Source organism: Gluconobacter sp. OJA, assembly GCF_039638325.1.
Taxonomy (GTDB): domain Bacteria; phylum Pseudomonadota; class Alphaproteobacteria; order Acetobacterales; family Acetobacteraceae; genus Gluconobacter; species Gluconobacter cerinus.
The window spans coordinates 148,724-170,409 of record NZ_JBDIWI010000004.1 but is presented as its reverse complement, the minus strand read 5'-3'; the positions used below and the strand labels follow the sequence as shown (position 1 = coordinate 170,409).

The 21,686-nt window shown below is 61.6% G+C and carries 23 protein-coding genes; 7 read left to right on the top strand and 16 right to left on the bottom strand.

All coding sequences use genetic code 11. The features are described 5' to 3' along the window. Positions 1-404: 404 nt before the first annotated feature. From ABDK75_RS15985 to ABDK75_RS15945, 9 genes are all read right to left on the bottom strand, one after another. A complete protein-coding gene (locus ABDK75_RS15985; protein WP_346006390.1) occupies positions 405-575 on the bottom strand; it encodes a hypothetical protein in 171 nt (56 codons plus the stop codon). Further along, positions 572-793, bottom strand: coding sequence for a hypothetical protein (locus tag ABDK75_RS15980; protein ID WP_077804160.1), 222 nt, complete (start codon positions 791-793; stop codon positions 572-574). Before ABDK75_RS15980 ends, ABDK75_RS15985 begins: the two co-directional genes overlap by 4 nt. Before the next feature lie 92 nt (positions 794-885). Next, positions 886-1,236: a single-stranded DNA-binding protein gene (gene ssb / locus ABDK75_RS15975; protein WP_346006389.1), complete on the bottom strand. Its 351-nt coding sequence runs from the start codon at positions 1,234-1,236 to the stop codon at positions 886-888. Positions 1,237-1,262: 26 nt separating this feature from the next. Further along, on the bottom strand, positions 1,263-1,784 hold the full coding sequence (locus tag ABDK75_RS15970) for a hypothetical protein (RefSeq protein ID WP_346006388.1): 522 nt from the start codon (positions 1,782-1,784) through the stop codon (positions 1,263-1,265). Then, entirely contained in the window at positions 1,781-2,131 is a 351-nt protein-coding gene (locus ABDK75_RS15965) for a hypothetical protein (protein WP_346006387.1), read from the bottom strand. Before ABDK75_RS15965 ends, ABDK75_RS15970 begins: the two co-directional genes overlap by 4 nt. A gap of 32 nt (positions 2,132-2,163) precedes the next feature. Continuing rightward, a complete protein-coding gene (locus tag ABDK75_RS15960; RefSeq protein ID WP_272929801.1) occupies positions 2,164-2,292 on the bottom strand; it encodes a hypothetical protein in 129 nt (42 codons plus the stop codon). 195 nt (positions 2,293-2,487) lie between these two features. Then, positions 2,488-2,796: a hypothetical protein gene (locus tag ABDK75_RS15955; RefSeq protein ID WP_346006386.1), complete on the bottom strand. Its 309-nt coding sequence runs from the start codon at positions 2,794-2,796 to the stop codon at positions 2,488-2,490. Between the two features lie 170 nt (positions 2,797-2,966). After that, positions 2,967-3,647 (bottom strand): LPD29 domain-containing protein, encoded by a 681-nt coding sequence (locus tag ABDK75_RS15950; protein ID WP_346006385.1) that lies wholly within the window; start codon positions 3,645-3,647, stop codon positions 2,967-2,969. A 188-nt stretch (positions 3,648-3,835) separates the two neighbouring features. After that, positions 3,836-5,704, bottom strand: a complete 1,869-nt coding sequence (locus ABDK75_RS15945) for a ParB/RepB/Spo0J family partition protein (RefSeq protein WP_346006384.1) — start codon at positions 5,702-5,704, stop codon at positions 3,836-3,838. 220 nt (positions 5,705-5,924) lie between these two features. Here ABDK75_RS15945 and ABDK75_RS15940 point away from each other — a divergent pair, with 220 nt between their 5' ends. The 3 genes from ABDK75_RS15940 to ABDK75_RS15930 all read left to right on the top strand — a co-directional run bounded on the left by ABDK75_RS15940 (position 5,925) and on the right by ABDK75_RS15930 (position 6,894). Further along, a complete protein-coding gene (locus ABDK75_RS15940; RefSeq protein WP_339410731.1) occupies positions 5,925-6,179 on the top strand; it encodes a type II toxin-antitoxin system Phd/YefM family antitoxin in 255 nt (84 codons plus the stop codon). Further along, complete coding sequence (locus tag ABDK75_RS15935; RefSeq protein WP_346006383.1) at positions 6,176-6,589, top strand: hypothetical protein; 414 nt, start codon at positions 6,176-6,178, stop codon at positions 6,587-6,589. Before ABDK75_RS15940 ends, ABDK75_RS15935 begins: the two co-directional genes overlap by 4 nt. A gap of 140 nt (positions 6,590-6,729) precedes the next feature. After that, entirely contained in the window at positions 6,730-6,894 is a 165-nt protein-coding gene (locus ABDK75_RS15930) for a hypothetical protein (protein ID WP_346006382.1), read from the top strand. A gap of 190 nt (positions 6,895-7,084) precedes the next feature. Here ABDK75_RS15930 and ABDK75_RS15925 read toward each other — a convergent pair whose 3' ends face one another. The 7 genes from ABDK75_RS15925 to ABDK75_RS15895 all read right to left on the bottom strand — a co-directional run bounded on the left by ABDK75_RS15925 (position 7,085) and on the right by ABDK75_RS15895 (position 15,561). Further along, entirely contained in the window at positions 7,085-12,223 is a 5,139-nt protein-coding gene (locus ABDK75_RS15925; RefSeq protein ID WP_346006381.1) for a DEAD/DEAH box helicase family protein, read from the bottom strand. Between the two features lie 114 nt (positions 12,224-12,337). After that, positions 12,338-12,598, bottom strand: a complete 261-nt coding sequence (locus tag ABDK75_RS15920) for a hypothetical protein (protein WP_194268069.1) — start codon at positions 12,596-12,598, stop codon at positions 12,338-12,340. Positions 12,599-12,797: 199 nt separating this feature from the next. Continuing rightward, complete coding sequence (locus ABDK75_RS15915) at positions 12,798-13,769, bottom strand: phosphoadenosine phosphosulfate reductase family protein (RefSeq protein WP_346006380.1); 972 nt, start codon at positions 13,767-13,769, stop codon at positions 12,798-12,800. Further along, a complete protein-coding gene (locus tag ABDK75_RS15910) occupies positions 13,766-14,143 on the bottom strand; it encodes a hypothetical protein (RefSeq protein ID WP_253490369.1) in 378 nt (125 codons plus the stop codon). The genes ABDK75_RS15915 and ABDK75_RS15910 overlap by 4 nt, the downstream gene beginning before the upstream one ends. Before the next feature lie 54 nt (positions 14,144-14,197). Beyond that, positions 14,198-14,356, bottom strand: coding sequence for a hypothetical protein (locus tag ABDK75_RS15905; RefSeq protein ID WP_346006379.1), 159 nt, complete (start codon positions 14,354-14,356; stop codon positions 14,198-14,200). Positions 14,357-14,548: 192 nt separating this feature from the next. Continuing rightward, complete coding sequence (locus ABDK75_RS15900) at positions 14,549-14,902, bottom strand: hypothetical protein (RefSeq protein WP_211501609.1); 354 nt, start codon at positions 14,900-14,902, stop codon at positions 14,549-14,551. Next, a complete protein-coding gene (locus ABDK75_RS15895; RefSeq protein WP_211501608.1) occupies positions 14,899-15,561 on the bottom strand; it encodes a ParA family protein in 663 nt (220 codons plus the stop codon). The genes ABDK75_RS15900 and ABDK75_RS15895 overlap by 4 nt, the downstream gene beginning before the upstream one ends. 260 nt (positions 15,562-15,821) lie before the next feature. Between ABDK75_RS15895 and ABDK75_RS15890 the strand changes: the two genes are divergently transcribed. Genes ABDK75_RS15890 through ABDK75_RS15875 form a run of 4 tightly spaced genes read left to right on the top strand, consistent with a single transcriptional unit; the run spans position 15,822 to position 21,404 of the window. Next, a complete protein-coding gene (locus tag ABDK75_RS15890; protein WP_346006378.1) occupies positions 15,822-16,613 on the top strand; it encodes a hypothetical protein in 792 nt (263 codons plus the stop codon). After that, the gene (locus tag ABDK75_RS15885) at positions 16,498-18,027 is read left to right on the top strand and encodes a DNA polymerase Y family protein (protein ID WP_346006377.1); all 1,530 of its coding nucleotides are present in this window, start codon (positions 16,498-16,500) and stop codon (positions 18,025-18,027) included. Before ABDK75_RS15890 ends, ABDK75_RS15885 begins: the two co-directional genes overlap by 116 nt. Positions 18,028-18,083: 56 nt before the next feature. Further along, positions 18,084-18,260, top strand: a complete 177-nt coding sequence (locus ABDK75_RS15880; protein ID WP_346006376.1) for a hypothetical protein — start codon at positions 18,084-18,086, stop codon at positions 18,258-18,260. A gap of 3 nt (positions 18,261-18,263) precedes the next feature. Continuing rightward, complete coding sequence (locus ABDK75_RS15875; protein WP_346006375.1) at positions 18,264-21,404, top strand: error-prone DNA polymerase; 3,141 nt, start codon at positions 18,264-18,266, stop codon at positions 21,402-21,404. Positions 21,405-21,686: the final 282 nt, after the last annotated feature.

The following is a 21,686-nucleotide window of genomic DNA, read 5'->3' as shown; positions in this document are numbered from 1 at the left end:
GGGGTTTCGGGGGCAGCGCAGCCCCCGGTGTTGCCGCTGAAAGGAGATGTGTGGAGACGTTTTTCTCGTCCCGTCCTGCCAGGAACACGACAGTTGCGGGCCGAGGGTGTCAGGACCGGAAGACTGCGGATCGGCAAAAGCGGGTTGCGGGCAGCGCGGGACAAAGTCCTGCGATGAACGCGGCCCTCTTTTGACGAAAGACGCGGTCTGGAGCCCGAAGGGTTGTCTTGAGACCCTCGGACCGTGACTGTCACACTGGTCGCATGACGGCGAGGTCGGAACACAGCTCCGTGCCACCCCGCAAGGGGTGGTTGAAGCGGCAACGTCTGATGATACGGCATGAACGGATCCTTCAAGAAGTATCGCCAGTCTGCCCGTGCCATCTGCGACTGAAGCCTTCGGCCTCAGCTTTTTTTCAGGGATGGCGCATCATCCCTCTGCCCGTCTTCCTCTTTCGTCTGCCCCTTCTGTCGCTCCAGCTCCGCCAGCGTGCGTCTCACAGCCTGCGAGAACCGGGTTTTTCCCTCCCAGAAACGGCGGGAATAGTCACGACGGGTCATCACAGCCGTTCTCATGCCACACCTTCCGGACGATCGAGACTGTCCAGGAGCTTCTCCTGCGAGCGGCGGCGCAGTGTCGCGGCCTTGCGGCGGAAACCGGCCGTCAGCCGCGATGGCAGCATGACGGACTGATCCCTGTCTTCGAGAAAGACGGCCTCTGCCATCAGGCGGGCGCTCAAGGCGCGCGCCTGACTGCGCGGAACTGTGAGGGGTGCGGGTGTGGAATAGAACATAAAGCCTCCTGAGACCCGCCTCCGTCAGGAAGCAGGTATAAAAAGACCGGCTCCAGGGCCGGTTTGCATGTGGGTTTCAAAGAGAGAGGGGGTCAGCGCCCGGGATCGAAAAGGATCTTCACATCCCCGTCCTGCGCACTCACCACGATTTCGTGCTCGGGCGGCCCCTGATCCGTGCGGGCGCGGACTTCGTAAGAGCCGCGCACGAACACGAGCTGGCCCTTGCGGGCGCGTTGTTCGAGAAGATCGGTCAGAAAGTCATTGTGGCAGACGACCTTGTGCCACACCGTCTGCGGGACGCGGCGACCGGTGTGCGTGTCAGTACGGTGGCTGTCCGTTGCCAGACGAAAGAGGGCCACGCGGTGTCCGTCCTGCCCGGTGCGGATCTCCGGATCGGCACCAAGGTTGCCAATGACGATGGCAAGGCTGAAGGTCTGAGCCATTGTTCTGTCCTTTTCGCTTGCCCGTGTCAGAAAAGCTCGGCCTGCACGGGCGCGGCAGGGAGAGGCTGGTGTTCGGATGGCAGGGCGATCCGGAAGCGCCGTGCCAGACGCGCCAGATCGGCGCGGTCGCGTGCCTCCTGCTCTGCGGCAAGGGCGCGTGTGTAGGCCTCGGTCAGGCCGCTGCCGATGATGCGGTTGCGAATGTCGCGTTCGACGTCCGACCAGGTCCAGGCGGGATCACCATAACAGCCGTACAGGACGATGCCGCGCAGGAAGCCCAGACGTGCCTGTGTCGTGGAGAACTGCGCACCCCAGAAGCCGTGGATGTCGTAATGGGCGATATGCCCGAACATCTGGCTCAGGCGGTTGTAGAGCGTGCGGTTCCACGCACTCTGCGGAAACCCGCGTGCGATGAACGACAGCAGCGCGTTCCCGATCTTCGCCTTCTCGGCCACGTCGCTGAACTGCGTTGCGGTGAGGCCCTGAGGCTGGATCGGCGGCCGTCGCAGCGCGGGACATGCGAGGGACGCGGGCTCCGGTCCGTTCATGAGCGCAGCTCATGGGCGAGCATCGCCTCGACCTGAGTAAGGTAGGCTTTGAACGGTGTGTCTTCAGGGATGACCCTGATCCAGTGTTCGGTGCCGAGGGATCCTTTCCAGCGGGCCTCGCTGAACCTTTCGGGATGATCGCCCCCGCGCTCGGGTGTGACAGACACAAGGAAGGAGGCCTCCGGGTCATCATCGTGCAGGCGCGTGCCGTACTCGGCAACGGCTGCCCGGATCCCTGCAAGGTCAGCCACCTCGATCCGCGTCTTTTTGTAACGAGCCGGAGATGAACAGGAGATTAAGCTCCCGTGAGAGGCCGCAGGAATTGCGGCGAGCGTGTATGTCGGCATGGTGATCTCCACAGCGCCTGATCTCGGGGGTATCAAAGGAAGGAGGGGAGCACCACCACCAGAACGATGAAGATGGCGAAGAGCACGATGCCTGCCACGAACTCGGCAAGTTCGAGCCATTCTGTGCGGTTGCGGGGACGCAGATCGGAAATGTCGGCCATGTCATTCTCCTGTTTTCTTCCATGACCCTTTCCGGCGACCGCAGCGGGGACTGGCTGGCAAAGGCGCTGCAACGCAGCGGGATCGGACGACCCGCAGCGCAGCGAGGACACGGCCGACCCACCCTTTGCCAGACAGGCTCCGGTGTGGTGCCTGCCCTCCCTTTTCCCCCTTTCCCCTTTTTCTTTTCCCGTCTCCTACTGCGCGAGGTTGGCGACCTGTCGCGCCAGACGGGCACAGAGCGCGCGCGTCACAGGATCGTCTTCGTCCACGATGGCCCCGGTCAGGACAGGAAGAAGGCGGCGCGCTTCAGGGGCGGAGAGATCCAGATGCCAGCACGCACCGAGCTGCGTGGCCACGGCGTCCGGCTGATCGACCGGGCGGACAGATACGGAGACTTCGTTACCGTCCACGTTTTCAGGTTCGAGAACGGTCTTCTGACCGTCCGGCAGGTGAACAGGGCGCAGCCCGCTCTCATTCGCCTCGTCGGCCGTCGCGTCCAGCACGAACTGACCGGCTCCTCGGCGGTCTCGGCCTCGACCTGAAAATTGACGCGGTCGGAGAGAAGCTGGCGCTCGCTGAGCGTCACAATAAAAACAGGCATGTCGGGCTCCAGAAATGGAAAAGGCCGCCCCGGAACGGGCGGCCTTGAAGGGCGGACGAAAAAAGAAAAGGCTCAGTCGCTCACATATTCGGAGCTGCCGAACACGTCCTGCCAGGGGCTGTTACTCGTCAGGTGGCAGTCGGATTGCCAGTCGTAATATCCGGACTTGAACCGCGAGGTGATGGCCTGGAGGGTTTCGGTCGCCGTCTCGTCCAGATCTTCCTCGGTCTGCACGGTCACACTGCCGTAGTCGCGTTTGCGGACGGAAAACTTGACCTTCGGGAACGCCTTTTTCAGCATTCGGCGGATGTTTTTGGCCGCCAGCGTGCCGCTGCTGTCATCGCCCTGCTCCAGATAGGCATAGTCCGAATTGACGCGGAGCGCTGCGACCTCGGCGGCATGTTCGGCTTTCGCGCGCGCTTCGGCTGCTACCTTCTCAGCCTCAACCTCTTCGGCATGGGTGCGGAGGAAGGCGATCTCCTCAGCGCTTGCCAGTTTCTTGTCGGCTTCGATCCGCCACTGGACACCGCGCAGAATGGCCTCGGGCAGACGACGGGAGATCGAACCGCAGGCAAAGACGATATCGTAGGAGGCGCTCCCGCCCGACACGATGGCCCCGCCACGCGACAGGGACCGCACGGTGGTCGGGCTTTCCTTGCCGTAAACAGCCATGACGATCCCGGCTCCCCGGCTGTAGAGATGGGTGTAAACGCGGGTACCGACCTGAATGGGCGCGAGTGAGGGGACGAACATCGTCTGATCCTTTTCCTTTGGATTTTCGGGATGTCTTCTTCCGCGTCAGCGCGGGAGGGCCGGGTCAAAAGCGGCGCGTGCGCCGGCACCGGAAGCGGCGCAGCCGGTGAGGAGCCACCTTTTGACCCGGACGGAGCGCGATGGCAGCGCCCCTCCCCTCCCTTCCTTTTCTTTTCCCTCTCCCTGCTTCAGGCCACGACCACGATTTCGAGGTGGTCACGCATGAACTGCATGGCCTCGTTACGATCCGACGGCTCAGGCTCGCTCTCGGGCGCTTGCAGAGAGAAGGTCTCTTCTGAGTCCGGCTCCGTCACTGGCACGACAGGGTTGTTCGACAGATCGGCCTCATCATCGGCTGCTCCATCAAAGTCATCCTCAGGCATCTCGTCCAGGTCCTCGTCGTCCACCACGCTTTCCAGCTCGCGGATCTTCTCCTGTTTTTTCTTCTGCTTTTGCGTCCAGACGTCCTGCGCCTGCGCAAACGATGCGACCTCCGGCAACCAGTGGCCTTCCCCGACATGGTTCATCAGGGCCGCACGCATCTCCTTGCCCGTATTCTGCGGGGCAAGGCCTTCGGCCTGCACGGCCTTGGTAATGCCGGGCTTGCTGTAGCATTTGAGGAACGCCTCAAAGGCCATGCTCGGCATCTTCTGGTCGGCACCGAACAGAACGCCCACGAGCTGCGCGGGCAGACCGCTGCCGCTGTGCATCGACACATCGCAGTTCAGGATGCTTTGCAGGACGGTGACGGCATGGCGGCGGATCAGTTTTTCGTCACGGACAAGGCTGCCTTCGGGGAAGAGGTCAGCCATCGCGAGCGTACGCGCGGTTGGCTCTGACCAGTTGTTTCCGCTGGCATCGCCATGCACCCGGACATTCTCGGCCTCCAGCGCCAGCAGAAGAGCGGCGATCAGATCCCATGGGTCGGCTGTCTCGGACACCTCACCAAGCGCGTCACGCAAAGCGACGGTGCGGAGCTCGCCGATCATCTTGTGGCCGGTCCCGGAGACGTCCGGTCGCTCTTTCGGGGCCTCCGGCGTGGCAGGGCTGCCCGAGTGGTCAACCTTTGCGGCGCTGTAAGGACGGCAGCGTTCTTCCACGATCTTCAGGGTTCGGGGATTGAGGCCGTAACCCATCACCTCACCCTCCTGTGTCGCCATCCAGGTTCCTATGGTAATGAAGCCTTCGGGGGCGCGGATGTATCCGTACTCGTCCGTGGTCAGGACAATGGAGCTTTCGGGCCGCTCATTGTCCAGCCAGTCCTGCTGCGCAGCGGCGTAAGCCGTGGCATCAAGCGTGTAGCGGCTGTCCGTTCCGGGCTCGGCAAACAGATCCTCCATCCAGACGATATTGTGCTTGCGCGCAAGATCATCACCGAACCGGGCGTTGCGGGCGTACCATTCCTTCTGTTCAAGATTCCGGGCAAGTGCGCCCCAGGCCACGGTGTCCTCCGGATCTTCGGCCTTCATGCGATACTCGGCCGGATCCTCGTCGTCTTCCACGCTTTCGGAAAACATTTCGGCCCATGCGTCACGCTGCTCGTCCAGAGAGGCCTGCGCGATGATCTTGCGCTGCCGCTCATCAGGGCCTCGGCCGAGGGCGATGGCATCCAGAATGGGCGGGTGCAGCTTCGCCAGAAGGCTGAGACGCTTGAGATAGCTCGGCGTGACCATCAGGGCGGCACAGACCTGCTGGTCTGTATAGCCGAGCTGCTCGCGCAGGCGGGTGACGCTGTTCCACTGCTCCGGCTCCGTCATGTCCAGACGCACGAAGTTCTCACTGACGGCGGCCAGGGCATCAAGGTCTTCGCTCTGGTCTCCGACATACACGTCGATTTCAGGAAGACCCGCATAGATGGCTCCCTGCGTACGACGATGCCCGGCCACGATCATCAGGCGGCCGTCTTCCAGTTCCCGGACGGCGGGGGGATGGAGGATACCAATCGCCTTGATGTTGAGCGCAAGTTTGCGCAGCTCCTCAAGGCTTCCGATGGAAGAGCGCGGATTGTTCGGGTTGGACACAAGGGTTCTCGGATCAACGCGGCGAAGCTCGGCCATGGAACGCTCTTTCTATGATTTTTCAGATGTCCCTCCCGCGTCACGGGCCAGCCAGCCGCGCAAGGCCGCGCGCAGCGCGCCCGGCCTGAGCCTTGCGCGGCTGGCTGGTTCGTGACAGCCCCCTTTTCCTTCTTGTCCTTCACTCTTTCAAAGCACTCTTCTTTCAGAAATTGCATCAGATCTGTGAATGCTGTATTTTATGTAAATAAAGGAGAACGCTATGCGCACATTCTCGACAAGCGATTTGTCCCGGAAATCCGGAGACATCATCGCCAGTGCCCTGCAAGGGCCAATTTCAATTAATCAACGCGGCAAACCACGGTTGGTCATGCTGAGTGTCGAACAATACGAATCATTGGTGGGAAGCGCACCAGAGCGTACTGCCGGTGCCACTACGGAAATGCCTCAGGATCTGGCCCACGATGTAGCCAATGCGATTGACGGGTACCTGCTGGAAACCCGCACAGAACCATGAGTCAGACTTTTCGGCCCGGGATGGTTCTACGATACCCCTATCTCTGGCATTGGCAGAGCGGGAGTGGCGAAACAGAAGGACGCAAAAATCGTCCAACGGCCGTGGCCGCAGTCTTTGTGGGACGTGATGATCGTCAGTATGTTCTGCTCCTTCCCCTGACGACGAAACAACCCTCTGGATCACGCATTGCAGTCGAAGTCCCAGCAACCGAAAAAAAGCGGGCAGGCCTTGATCAGGAATTGCGCCAATGGATCCTGTTGGACGAATACAACCTGGATCCGACCGCTACCTCGTATTACTTGCAGCACACATCATCCCTCGGTCAGTTTAGTGATGCGTTCATGCGTCCCCTACTGACACGTTTCCGGGAGCTTTTGCCTACCGCAAAGCGAGTTTCCCGTTATCCATAAACAGCGGCTCAATCCCTCCTGTCAGTCCACAGTTTCGCCAAATTCGGAAGTAATCTATTAATTGCTTCTCACATCAGGACTCTTTATACATAATTTACTGCAAATGAGTTCCGCGCGTTTATTATATAGGAATACATAGAATGAAAGTTTCTATTTTTTATACGACACTATTTTTAATTCTTGGTGCTTGCGCGGCGAGCAGCACTGATGATCCCAGAACGCATCGTCACAGTGATTATATTAGCCAATATGAGCAGTCTGGAATGATGGGAATGGGTCCTGGTGGTCCGGGACATCATAATTGAAAAGTATTTTTTATCCCATGCTTCAGCTTACTTAGGAAAAGTCCTCTTTTCCTCTAAGAGCTAACTCTGCTGTCGCTGCAATTTTTATAACCAGATACATTCCGACGCGGCGCCTTTCAATTTTACTCTCTTTTCCCGCCTACTTTTCGAACCCCTCACTGTGTCCATAATGGACACAGCGAGGGCAGCATCAGGCGGCCTCTACGGCCACGACCTGATCTTCCAGCGCTGCCTTTGCCTCGGCAGCTTCAGCCTCATCCGCTTCCTCGCGGCGCTGCGTATCGGCTGCCAGATCCGCCTCAAGGGCCGCCATGGCCTCGCGTTTCTCCTGCAATAGCGCCGCCTCCGGGAAGGCCAGACCCACACGGGCGCGGTAGCCGGGCAGCTTGCGCTCGGCTTCCTCCACCTGACGGCGTGCGTCCGCCAGTTCCGCCTCGAACCGCAGCAATGCGTTCTCGATGCGGCTGACCAGCCCGACCGGGCTTGTCTCGCGGTCGAAGTCCATGCCGAGGATCCGCCCGTCCAGCACAAGGCCGAGGGTCGCGTCCCACGTCTCCTCCCCGTCAAAGCGGGTGCGCCAGGTCTCGCACAGGATCTCGAAACCGCCGATCGCACCTAAGGTCCACTTGCCTTTCTCCCCGGACTTCGCCGCGAGACGGGCCTGCGAAAGAAGCCACTGACCGGCTTTCTCACGCTCGGTCATCTCCCGGTCCTTGCGCACCAGACGGAACGCTTCACCGCGTGTCGGCTCACGCTTTGCGATGTCGTTCTGAAGACGCGGGATCACGGCCTGCGCCGTCTCACGGTCACGCTCGGCGCGGTCGATGGCGCGACGGACGTTATACTGATCGTCGTGATGGGCGGCCTGCAACCGCTCCAGACGGGCCAGCTCGGCCTCCAGTCCAGCCTTCTGCATCAGGCGTTCGTCACCCGACGCCAAAGCTTTTGCCATGGCGAACTGGTTGGCTTCCGCCCCCACATCCTCCAGACGGCGGATGGTCCGGTCTCCGGACATGGCAAGGCAGATGAACTTCTGCTTGCGCTCCAGCATCTGCCAGTTGGTCGCGTCCACCGAGCCTTTCAGGGCATAGGCGTAGAGCTGGATCACCGGGTTCTGGTTGCCCTGCCGCTCGATGCGGCCTTCACGCTGGATGATGTCCGAGACCAGCCAGGGCACATCGAGGTGATGCAGGGCAATCAGCCGCTGCTGCGCATTCACCCCAGTCCCCATGGTCGCGGAAGACCCGATCAGGATCCGCTTGCGCCCGGAGTTCATGTCGCGGAAGAGCGCCTGCTTGGCGGTGCTCTTCTTGTAGTGCTGCATGAACGCGATCTCGTCGCGCGGCACGCCCATGCGGATCAGCTCGTCGCGGATCCAGCGATAGGCCGAGAAACCGCGTGTCTCCAGGGCGGATTCCGTGCCCAGATCCGAGAAGATCATCTGCGTGGCACCCGGCAGCTCGTACTCCCGTCCCGTCTCAGGGTCGGTGTAGCGATTGGCGGACGTGTCCTGCCAGATCTGGAAGACCTTGCGGATCATGACGTTCAGCTTGTTGCTGTTGTCATTATCCGCCCAGTTCCTCACGAAACGCAGGTCGATGGCAGCGTGCCGGGCGTCAGTGATGACGGACAGCAGGATGTCGTCACCCTTCTGGGGCTTGCCCGTGCGCTCTTCAATCGTCTTGATCCGCTCGGCAAGCGTCTTCTGATACTCGCGGAAGGCGTCCCCGCTATCGGCCACGACAATCTCACGTCTGCCGCCCGCCACCTCTGGCAGTTTGACGTAGCGTCGCAGGTCGTCCTGCTGCACCACGTCGGCAAAGTCGCGATACATCGCCATCAGGTCGGCAACATTCACGAACTCGGAGAACCGCGTGACAGGCTTGTAAAGACCGCTCGGCTGAAGCTCCAGTTCCGTGCGGGTCTCGCCAAAACTTGCGGCCCAGGCGTCGAACTCGTGCAGGCCACGCTCGACAAGGGCTGGCAGGTCCATGAACCGCTGGATCGAGAACATCTCGCCCAAGGTGTTGGTAATCGGCGAGCCTGACGCCATCACCAGCACGCGCTCGGGATTACGCTTGGCGAGGTAGCGCGTTTTCACGAACAGATCCCAGGCGCGCTGGCTGCCGTTCGGGTCGATCCCCTTCAGATCGGACTGGTTCGTGCCGAAAGACAGTTTGCGGAACTGCTGCGCCTCGTCCACGAGGATCTGGTCCACCCCGATCTCGCCAAGATGCACCATGTCATCCTTGCGGCTGGACAGGGCCTTCAGCTTGGCTTCCATTCCCTCCTTCAGGCGCTCGATGCGCTTGCGCGACAGTCGGTCATCGCGGCTCACATTCTCCAGAAGGCTTTCATAGGACGCGATCTGGTCCTCGACCATCTCCTGCTCAAAGGCGCTCTCGACTGGCACGAACTTGAAGGCATCATGGGTGATGACAATGGCGTCCCAGTTGCCTGTGGCCGCCCGGGCCAGGAACCGCTGGCGCTTGTCCTTCACGAAGTTCGTCTCGTCCGCCACGAGGATCTGGGCGTTCGGGTAGAGCATCATGAACTCACGCGCCATCTGCGCAAGGCAGTGTCCGGGCACCACGATCATGCCCTTGGAAATCAGGCCGAGGCGCTTTTGTTCCATCACGGCCGCGCACATCGAGAACGTCTTTCCGGACCCCACCGCATGAGCCATGTAGGTGCTGCCCTTGGCGATGATCCGCCAGATCACCCGCTTCTGATGGTCGCGCAGGCTGATCGCCGTGCTGGCTCCCGGCAGCTTCAGGTGAGAGCCGTCGAACGTGCGCGGGACAAGGTTGTTGAACGCATCGTTATACAGCCGCACCAGACGCTCGGCGCGGTCGGTGTCCTGCCAGACCCATGTCTCGAACGCGGTCTTGATTGCGGCCAGCTTCTCCTTGGCCGCCTCGGTCTCCTTCGTGTTCAGCTCACGGTGTTCGCCATTTTCGTCGCGCCAGGTGTCCCAGATTTTCGGGCTGGCCTGATTGAGCGCATCGTCCAGCAGATCCCCGGCATGACGGCGCTGCGTCCCCCAGACCGAGGTGGCCTCGGCCTTGCCGGAAAACCCGCTCTTGTCCACGCTCCAGGTCGCCACCTCCAGCGTGTGGTGAATGGTCGTGCGAACCCCCATGACCTCTGCAACAAAGGCCTCAACATCCGGCACCGGGATCCATGGGGCTCCCAGACGGGCCGTAATGTCGGACGGGCACAGGTCTTCGGGCTGCACCTCTTCAAGGGCGGCGACGTTGCGCAGATAGCGTCGGTCGCGCTCGGCAGCCTCCCGGGCCTGCGCCAGCTTGGTGCGGACCGCGCCTGACAGGGCTTCGTCTGCCGTCACCCAGACCTCACGGCCGCCTGTGCTGCGGATCGGGTCGAGATAGACCGAGGATCCGAGTTCGGCGAGCACCTCATCACCGGGGCGGCCCAGAAGCTCCGCCATGCGCTCGACGTCCACGCCACCCGTTTCATGCAGGGAAACCGCAAGCGCGTCATGGGCGCCGTGAACCTCGGGCTCGGACGGGGCCTGGATGACGCGCTCACTGAAGATCGGTCCCGGACGGCCGGTCTGGCTCTTCTCGTCATACTCCTCGATCGAGCTGACCAGCCACACATCCGGATCGTCATAGAACGGCTGAAGGTTCGGGCGGCGCTGTGTGGATTTCTCCTCTCCCGTCTCTTCATCCACCCGTGTCGTGGTGTTCGTCAGGTTGATCGGCCCGAACTGACGGCTGAACGCCTGATACGCGCGCTTGAGATCCGCCTGATGGGCACTGTAGGGCAGGTTCTCCACCTGGGCGCGCAGCACCAGACGGGCCGCGTCCCTCACAGGAATCAGACCCTTGATGATGGCCGCGTGCTTCTGAAAGATTCCTTCCTTCTGCTCGCCTTTCTTCACCTTCACCAGCACGGTTTCGCCGTCGATGATCTGGTGCAGCACGCCTTTGTGCAGCAGATAACTGCCCTCTTTCAGCAGGGCACCGTCTGCGGCTGTTCCGACCTCGGCGGCATGATTGTGCTGCACCGTCGCAACATCGAGCGTCTGCGGGGCCGGGAAGCGGGCCAGCGAAGAAAGACGGCCGAGGGCGAGCGGCAGGGCCTCGTCCAGCATCTGGAGCGGGTTGGCCTTGCAGGTGTATTCCGGGCCGAACTGACCGCTCGTCCAGTCGTGCCGACCGAGAACCTGCTGGCCGTTCTCCGCGAAATAGCGGTTGATCCGCAGCGGGCCTTCGCCCTGATCGGTGTCCTCCAGCGCCGCCACGTCCAGCCATGTCGCATCGCCTGCATCCTCTCCCGGTGCGCGACGGCGGAACACGAGCACGTCCACCACGACATCCGTTCCGGCATCGTCGCGCATGGCCCCGGCTGGCAGACGTGCGCCACCCACGAAATCGGCCGTCTCGAAGATCGTGCGCCGCGCGCCGGCATCGGACTTGTCCATCGTCCACCGCGACGTCACGAACATCGCCACGGCTCCGGGACGCAGACGGGAGATGGACCGGGCGATGAAATAATCATGCAGGGACAGGCCAAGGCGTCCCAGCTCGTCCGTGCCCCGGACCGTACGGTTGCTGAACGGCGGGTTGCCGATCACCAGATCGTAGCGTTCCGCCAGCTTGGCTGTCGTAAAATCTTCAGCGCGGACCCACTGGTTCGGAAACAGCTTGCGCGTGATGCGGGCTGTCAGCGGGTCGTTCTCGATCGCGGTCCAGGCGGTTTTCGGAGCGAGCTTCGGGGGCACGCTCGCCATGAAAAGCCCGGTGCCACAGCCCGGTTCCAGCGCACGGCCGCCCCGGAACCCCATCTGGGCCACCAGATCCCACATCGCATGAACGATCAGTTCGGGCGTGTAGTGGGCGTACTGCGTGGCCCGTGCCAGACCCGCTCGCTCCTGCTGGCTGGTCAGGGCTTCAAGCTGGCTGCCGATCTCTTCCCACCCGGACCGGAAGGTCTCTCCGGCACGCGGAAACAGGCTGTTGGCCAGCTCTCCGGCCCCGAACCCCGTAAAGCGGGCGAGCACGGCCTGCTCGTCAGCGCTGGCGTTGCGGTCTTCTGCTTCCAGCGTGGCCAGAAGGCGGATCGCTGCCAGATTGTCGCGGGCACGCTCTTTCCAGCCCTGGGCAAGGCCACGCGTTCCGCTCAGGACGAAATCCACCTTCGGCAGGACGGCAGGGATCGGAGCAGGGGCCTGTGTCGCCTGTCGAACCGCAGCGGCGGCTTCCTCAAGGGCGCGGTCTCCGGGAAGATCACCCCAGTAAAGATTGGACTGGCTGCCGCCGAGTGCTGAGGTATCGAAAAAGCTCAGTTGGGACATGGACATGGAAAAACTCCGGACAAGCGGCAGCGCCCGGTGCTGCGCGGAGGCAGACCGGGGGGCCGGAAAACAGGATCAGTTCGGGGAGAGAGGCGTCAGGCCTCCCGGATCAGCGCGGGGTCAGAGGGGACCAAAGCGCAGGCGGATCTGCTCGCGCTCGTTCTCGGAGAGGCGGGCCAGCGCCTCACGGTGGTAGGTGGAACCCTCGCCTGCCTTCCTCGCCACGCGCCACCAGGCCTGAGGATCGCTGCAATGCAGACCCACCAGATGCGTCTCGTCATTGTCGGGTCCGCAGCCTTCGAGGATCGTCCAGCCCTCTTCGTGGGCCTGTTTCAGATCGAAGGCGTGCGCCTGTGCGGGGCGTTCGAGGGTGTCTGACATTGTCTTTATTTCCTTTCCTGACCCTCTCCGGCGAGCGCAGGACAGTGCGGCCTGCCAGAGCGACGCACAGCGTCGGGACCGCCCGGCCCGCAGCGCAGCGAGGACACGGACGGACCCACCTCTTGCAGGGCGGGCTGGCCTGTGCTGCCCCCCTCCCCTCTTCTTCTTTTTTCAACCTTCTGTTTTTTCTTCTTTTTTTTCAGGTTGGCCCCCCGCCCTGCCCGAACGCTCCGGCCGGGGTCTCCCAGGCTGGTGTGAAGACAGTCGGGATCGGACGCGCCGAGAGGCACGCGCGGGCCAGCTCGGGCGCTGCCACGGCGGCGGCATACGGCCTGCCCTGCTCGGCGAGCTGCTCCAGCGACACGGTGCGCTTGATCGTGCAGCCAAACTGCTGCTCGTACTGCACGAGGCGTTCAAAGCGGGCCGGATCGAGCCAGCGGATCGTTGCAAACTGCCGCGCATCGCCAAAAATACAGGTGGCACAGGACAGTCTGGAGAAGCCGATGCGGTAGGGCAGCGCCGGCATCACCTTCCAGCGTTTCAGGCTGTCCCAGACCTGCGCCTCGCTCCACTGGTGGACGGGCCGCCAGTGATCGACATGACGGCGACGTCGCGTGCCATGCCGCGTATCCGTGCGGTGCGGCTCAAAGGCGGCATAGCGGGCACGGTTTGGGCTTTCTTCGGCACGCTCGCCCGTTACGAACAGGGTGCGGCGGTTCAGGAAGCGGTCCTGGCCGCGTAGGGAGCGATCGGCGACGTCAATCTTGGTGACGCTGGAGCACCATCGGGTCGTCAGGCTGGCGGAGACCTGGGGAAAGCGCAGGCGCGTCCCGTTCGGCCCCTGCCCGCCTGCGCGGATCAGACCCTCAGGGCTTTCGAAAAGAACAGGGGCTGTCGGTGCGTCCTTGCGGAGCATCTCCCGCTCGAAGCCGCCCTCGCGCCAGGAGCGATAGAGCGGCAGGCCGAAGTCCCGCGCCAGCGCGCTCACATAGGGCGAGGTGGAGGGCCAGTCCATGAAGGACGGCCCCTGCCCGTCCACCTCGTGGTGCCACAGTTCCAGGCGGTCCTCCGGGGCACCGGCTTCAAGGAGGGCAAAAAGGCAGGCGAGGCCGTCCTTGCCGCCCGAGATGGCCACGATGATACTGTCATACGACGTCAGATCCGGCGTCATGACACGAACCTGCTGACCGGGGCACCTGTCCGGACAGAGCGGCACATCAGGGCACTGGCGATCGGAGCATCCCGCAGGAGAAGCGGCTTGACGTGCCGGTTGTCCCAGCTCAGGCCCTCGCAGCGTGAGAGGAGTCCAAGCTGGGTTGCCGCCTCATCCCGGCACGCACACACCCGCTCATTGCCCCCCGCACTGCGACGGCAGGGCTCATGCGCCGGCGCGTTGCAGCCCGTACACGGGATTGTCAGGGCCGGATCACCGCCAGCCCAGTGCTCATTGCATTTGCGGCAGGAGACGGGCTCCTGTGTATCGGTCCACCGCATGGGCGGCCGACCGCGTGGTGTTGGGACGTAAGGAAGGTAATGACGGCGCATGATGCTCGATCCATTTCTGGTTTTTGAACATCGTCGCGTCCGGCTGGGGGCTGTTCAGACTGCAACAGTGCCGCGCAGCGGCAGGATCAACGCGGCCCGCAGCCACGCGCAGACGGCGTAGCCGGCGAGCATGGCGAGGACACGCGTTGACCCACCTGTTGCGGGCTGGGCGGCTTCCAGCCAGCCCTTTCCCCCTTCCTTGTTTCTTCTCATTTGATGTTTTTAGTTACATGTATTTAATTACATGTACATAAGCACATGTAATTAAATACATACGTTCTCGGCCATCCTCACAGTCGCTCACGCGCTCCCGGGTAGTATTCGCCGCGTGACAGAAATCACTCACGAGCCTTCAATCGTATATAGGTACATGTAATTTTTAACATGTACCTATAGTTTAGAAACTCAGCGTCGTCGCCTTTTACGCTTGTCTTCGACCAGATCGGTTTCCCTCACTTCGTACCCAACTTCAGCGAGGGCCTTCAAAACGAGATATTGCTTTGTGACTTTGGCTTCCGCAGCTTTTAGCGATAGCTGTCGGTCAACATACTCTGGGATAACCATCCGCAAGGATGTCATCGCGGGATCGGGATCATCTAATGATGTCTGGGCGCCCCATTTTGTCCCCAATGCACGACTGTTTTCTGAGACGTTGCGGTCTTCGACACTCTGCGGGGCTTTGAGATCACGTAGATTAGGTCGTTTAGCGGGACGAGCCATCAGCGCATCGGTGATGGGGGGCAGAGGCGTTTTTGTCATCTGGCACTCTCCGCAAGAGCTGATAGCTTCTCAAGAAGCTCCTCTGCTATAGCCTCTACATTCTGGGCCGCCGGAGATGCACCTGCGTTTTCAACCGGGCTCGTTCCGGTGATGTGCATTTCTCTGAAAGCAGCTCTTTCCAGCATTGCAGCTTTAAAGACTGGTACGTTTTGCTGCTCAACACTCTCCCGAACGTGTTTTGCTGCTCTCGATTCAAATCCAGGTAGCACCCGGCTCCAGATAAGAGCGCGAGGAATAGCGCTTCGTGCCAGATCCTCTGCATCGTCAATCTGCGCGATAGTTTTGAACGCGTCGCGCACATCGGGAAGGCTGGCCTGGCATGGCACAAGCACGAAATTGGAACGCTGCAAAGCCTTCAAGGCTAGAGTAGATGATCCACCAGGCAGATCTATGATCGTCAGGTCACTCTCGCTCTCCGCCGTTCTTACCTCAGCCAAGATGTTATGCTCGTCTATGGACGGCCTGACGGTGAGATCCTGCATCCCATTTTTCGCCCCAAACTCGCTAGCGTGCTGATTTAAGTCACAGTCTAGAAGGCGGACCTTGTACCCCTTTTGAGCAAGGGCAGTCGACAGAATGATCGACAAGGTGGTCTTCCCACATCCGCCCTTAGCCGAAGCTATAGATAAAACAGCCATAGAAATACCTCACGACAGAACCAGCATTTACAAAGTTACATGTAGTGAATGACATGTTGTTTGTTACATGTCAATTATTACATGTTATGGCGTACATGTACATATACACATGTACAGGCGTAGAATTGCTTGTTAAATATTTTTCAGGTTTTTCAGAGGCTTATAAAAATATCTCTAACTACCTTCATTTCTGCCATCAAAATTTAGGTTGCTTCGCGCGCCCCTTTGTTCTCTTTATGTTCTCATTAAGGAGAACAAAGATGACAACGGACGCCGTGGCGCGACTGCGCGAGCAGGTCCGACGCCTGGAGCGTCGAAGCCTTCCTCATTCCCATACTGACACGCTGCCTACCGGGCATTCTGCCGTCGATGACCATCTCGGCGGTGGCCTCAAAACGGGTAGCCTGCATGACTTTCTGATCTCCGATCCTCTGGAGACGGGGGCCAGTCTCGCCATGCTGCTGCCCATCCTGAAAGAGGGCAGGGGGCCGGTCTTCTGGATCAGCGACACACCTGCCGAACTGAACGCCTGCGGGCTGCATCAGTCCGGTGTTCCACTGGACCATCTGGTCTGCATTGAAACGGACCCGGCCAGCCTGCTCGCTGTCGCAGAAGACGTGTTGCGCGGACCAGAACGCGCATTGGCCGTGATCGCAGGAAGCCACGTCCCAACCCTCAAAGAAATCCGTCGCCTCAATCTGGCCGTAGAGGCGAGTGGCAACACGGGCTTCTTCCTGCGTTCGGCCCCCCTCACACGCGCTCCCGGGAAAGATCCCTGCGCGTGCGCCACGCGCTGGCGGATCCTCTCTCATCCCTCAGCGCCACGATTTTTTCCGGGACTGGCCATGCCGCTTCCCGGTTCCCGACGCCTTTCTGCCGCGCTGCTGCGGGTGAGGGGAGGCCGCCCTGCTCACTGGATCCTCAACTGCACCGATCATGCGCCGCTTTCTCGCTCTCTGGATGCCCTTCTGGCGCACCGAGCGCCTTCAGCTCTCCCGCCCGGAAGACTTCCCGCCCGACAGGCCGCTCGTTGTGCACGCGCTGGCACATAACCGCCACACCGTCACTGGTGTCAGTCCGGCTGCGCTCGCAGCCGGACTGACACCCGGAATGCCGCTGGCACAGGCCCGCTCCCTGGTTCCGGATCTTCTGACCGCAGAAGAGGACGCCGAGGCACAGAGGGTCGCGCTGACCAATCTGTGCTCATGGTTGATCTGGCTGTCGCCGCTGCCCGCGTTCGATGCTCCGGACAGCCTCTACAGCGATACCACCGGATGCGCCCATCTTTACGGGGGTGAGACGGCCATGCTGGATCTCGTCAGGGAACGCCTGAAGGCGAGGGGGCATTCCTGCTCCGTGGCGCTGAGCGATACGGCCGCTGCCTCACGCGCCCTGGCCCGCTCGGCGATCGACCGGATCTGTCTCGTGCCTCCCGGTCAGCAGAAACAGGCGCTGCAGCCGTTGCCCTGTTCAGCGCTTCCTTTGCCGGAACAGACGCTATCCCGCCTTAGCCGTCTCGGACTAAACACGATCGGCGCGCTGGCGGACCTCCCGCGCGCACCTCTAGCCAAGCGTTTTGGGGCAGAGCTTCTGACCTGTCTCGATGAGGCTCTGGGACGGCAGGTCCGCCCGCTCAGCGTGTTTCAACCTGTGGACCGGATCTCCCTGACCCGCTCTCTGGTCGAGCCGATCAGCACGCCGGAGGCCATTGCTACAGTGATTGCAGCCCTTGTGCCGGTTGTTTGCGAAAGGCTGATGGCACGCGGGGAGGGGGCACGGCAGCTCGACTTTCTCTGTGTTCGCGTGGACGGATCCATCCAGGCCGTCCGCGTGGGGACGTCCGATCCCACGGCTGACATCACGCGTCTGACGCGCCTGCTGAAGGACCAGATCCCGCAGATCGCGCCAGAGTTTGGAATTGAAACCGTCATCCTGACCGTGAGCGCGAACGAACCGCTGGAAGCCGGGCCCGAGCGGTCTGTCTTGCCAGACGAAGCAGGATCCTCTGAAACGGGCCTCCCGGCCTCTCTGATCGACCGGTTACTGAATCGTCCGGGCGTTGTTTCGGTTCACCAGCTCGCGCCCCGGTTTTCCGCCTGGCCGGAAGACGGGCAGGCTCGCGTTTCTCCAGGCGACATGGCAAAACCGCCTTTCGCGGGCCAGATGCTCTGGGCGCGGCCGAACACTTTGTTCGATCTGCCCGTCCGGGTGCAGGTGACTGCCCTGCTTCCGGACGGTGCGCCCCGCCAGTTCGTCCTGAAACGTCAGACGCATCGCATTGCTGCAGCCGATGGCCCTGAACGTCTGCTTGGCGAGTGGTGGCACACGGCTGAAGCCTACGGCGCGATCCGCGATTACTGGCAGGTCGAGACCACGACCGGCCTGCGCCTGTGGCTGTTTCGCAAAGGCGACGGAAGTCACGGCTGGTCCGGTTCAGGTGACTGGTTTCTACAGGGGATGTTCTAATGGACCCCCGCGATGACCTGATCCCGGCCAGCACTTCGGACGTGGCCGAAGTCCTGATGCACGCGTTGTGCTATGACGGACGCAGGCGGACGCATGACGCCGCCGAGCTGATGGCCCGTCTGGTGGCCGAACGGCTTGTCGCCTATCTGGAACGCTCGGGCTTCGTGGTCATGCGCGCGCCGACCAGCAACGCGCCTGACAGCAGCCGACATCCCCATCCCCACCGCCGCTAGGCCATGAGGGCGCCTTACGTCGAATTGCAGGTCACGTCTTCGTTTTCATTCCTGCGCTCGGGCAGCCAGCCGGATGAGCTGGTTTTCCAGGCGAAATCCCTGGGCTATGACACGATCGGTCTGACCGACTGGAACACTGTAGCCGGGGTGATCCGCGCTCATCTGGCGGCGCGTGAGGCCGGTCTTCGTCTTCTGCCCGGATGCCGTCTGGCTCTACGCGATGGCAGCGCGCTCCTGGCCTATCCCCGCAACCGGGCGGGCTGGGCAGGTCTCTGCCAGCTTTTGACGCTTGGTCATCACCGGGGCGAACGGGATGTTTTCCTTCTGGGCTGGGAGGATCTCGTCGCCGCGGCCCCGGACCTCGCCCTGATCCTGTTACCTCCCGAGGATCTGGCAGCGCTTCCCGGGCACGTTCAGAGCCTGCTGGATCTGCCCGGACACAGGGCAAACGAAAAAGGAACCCGGTTTCTCGCGCTGACGATGCTCCGGCAGCCGAGAGATCGGGCGCGGCTTCACGCGCTTGCGGCTCTCTGCAAAGTCCAGGGACTGGCCTGCATTGTGACGGGAGACGTTCTTTACCACGATGCGCGCCGGCACGTCCTTCAGGACGTGGTCACAGCCATCCGGGAAGGCTGCACGATCGATGCTCTCGGCAACCGCCGTCATATCCACGCCGATCGTCATCTGAAAGCCCCGGAAGAGCAGGCCCGCCTGTTCGCCGCCTTTCCGGACGCTCTGGCCAACACGCGGCGGATTGCCGAGGCCTGCGCCTTCAGTCTCGATGACCTGACGTATCAGTATCCGACCGAAACCGAGAGGACGGGCGAAAGCGCACAGGAGACCCTGACACGCCTGGTCCAGGCTGCACTGCCGCGTCGCTACCCGGCCGGGGCGCCGCCTGAGGTCGAGACGCAGATTGCCCACGAGCTGAGGCTGATCGGCTCTCTGTCCTACGCACCGTATTTCCTGACCGTGAATACGATCGTGCGTCATGCCCGCTCACTCGGGATTGTCTGTCAGGGGCGCGGATCTGCTGCGAACTCGGCCGTCTGCTATGTCTTGGGAATCACGAGTATTGATCCGGTTCGCTCGGGCCTGCTGTTCGAGCGGTTCATCTCGGCCGAACGGCAGGAACCGCCCGATATCGACGTCGATTTCGAGAGTGACCGCCGAGAGGAAGTTATCCAGTGGATCTACCGGCATTATGGTCGTCATCGCGCGGCCCTGTGTGCAACCGTGCAGCGCTATCAGCCCAAAGGGGCGTTGCGCGAGGTCGGCAAGGTGCTGGGCCTGCCGGAGGATCTGACCGGCCAGCTTTCCAAACATATTGCCTCGTCCTTGCCGGATCCGGACCTGTGCAAGGCGCGCGCTGCCAACCTTGGCCTGAACCTGAAGGACAGACGCCTCAGCCTGACGTTTCATCTCGCCCGCCAGCTTCTCGGCTTCCCGCGCCAGCTTGGGACGCATCCGGGCGGATTTGTGCTGACCGAGGATCGCCTGGACGAACTTGTTCCCCTGCTGCCGACCGCCATGGACGGACGTCAGATTATTGTCTGGGACAAAGACGATATTGACGTGCTGCGCTTCATGAAGGTGGACGTTCTGGGTCTGGGAATGCTCGGCTGTCTGCGTCGCGGGTTCGAGCTGCTGCACACCGTGTATCAGACCCGCATGGACTTGGCTTCGATCCCGGCCGAGGATCCGCAGACCTATCGCATGATCCAGAAAGCCAACACGCTCGGGACATTCCAGATTGAAAGCCGGGCGCAGATGTCGATGCTGCCGCGCATGAAGCCCAGGACTTTCTATGATCTGGTGATACAGGTCGCGATTGTCCGGCCCGGGCCAATCCAAGGAGATATGGTTCATCCCTATCTCCGCAGGAGAGAGAAACTGGAGCCTGTCACCTATCCGTCCGAGACCCTGCGCGGGATCCTTGGGAAAACTTTGGGCGTGCCGCTGTTCCAGGAACAGGCAATGCAGGTGGCGATCCATTGCGCGGCCTTTACGCCAGGCGAGGCGGATCAGCTCCGCCGTGCGATGGCGACGTTCAAAATGACCGGGGGGGTGTCGCCGTTCCGGGACAAACTGGTGAGCGGGATGCTGGCCAACGGGTATGAACAGGAGTTTGCAGAGCAGACCTTCGCGCAGCTCGAAGGGTTTGGCAGCTACGGCTTTCCCGAAAGCCACGCTGCTTCGTTTGCACTGATTGCTTACGCCTCGGCCTGGATGAAATGTCATCATCCGGATGTGTTCTGTGCCGCCCTGCTGAACAGTCAGCCCATGGGGTTTTATGCGCCCTCGCAGATTGTTCAGGACGCACAACGCCATGGCGTCGAGATCCGGCCGATCTGTATCAATGCTTCACGATGGGATTGCACCCTGGAGCGCGGCCGAAACGGACGGTACGCGGCGGTCCGGCTGGGGTTCAGGATGGTGCGCGAGCTGGCGAACGGACACGGGGCGGCCCTGATCGCGGCCCGAATGCCGGATTATGAGAGTATTGATGACGTCTGGCGGCGTGCGGATGTGCCGGTCTCGGCCCTGGAATGTCTCGCGGAAGCGGATGCGTTTCGAGTGTTTGGTCAGATGCGCCGTGCTGCTCTCTGGTCGATCAAGGGGCTTGCGGACACGGCACTGCCGTTGTTCGAAGCGGCGGATCGCGGGCGGAACTTTCCACTGCCGGAAGTAATCGAGCCTGACATTGTCCTACCGCAGATGTCAGAGCGGGCGTCGGTGCATGAGGATTACCGGGCCACGGGCCTCAGTCTGACAGGTCATCCCGTCGCGTTTCTGAGGGAGGGACTGCGAAAAGAAGGGGGCGTTCGTTGTGGGGATCTTCCGTATCTACGGGATGGACGCCGGATCCAGCTCACCGGACTGGTGTTGATGCGGCAGAAGCCAGGGACGGCAAACGGCACCATGTTCGTCACGATCGAGGACGAAACCGGCACGGCCAATCTGATTGTCTGGAAGGATTTGCAGGAAAAATACCGCCGCCCCCTTCTCGCGTCCCGTCTTCTGGCCTGCAAGGGTAGGCTTCAGAAGGAAGGCGATGTGATTCATGTCGTTGTGCTCAGCCTGGAAGACCGCACGCCGTTGCTTCAGGGATCGGAGCTGTTGAAGGCACGGGACTTTCGGTAGGGGACAACACCGGATCGGCCGATTTTATTTTAAGAATGAAAACATTGTTGTTGGTGCTGAACCTGTGGCGTTGTGGGCAGAGCCGCGCCCTGTGGTCAGCCTGCAGGGCTGTCCATCATGACGCGAGCGGCCGTGAAACGGCTGTCCATAAGTCCATGGGCGGCTCATGCCGGTATAGCCAAAAGCAGTGATACACAAACATAGGCATCCTTCTCCGGACGTCCCGGCCTTACCTTGTCATATGTGACACACGGTTGCAGTAATATCGCCAGTTGTTTGATC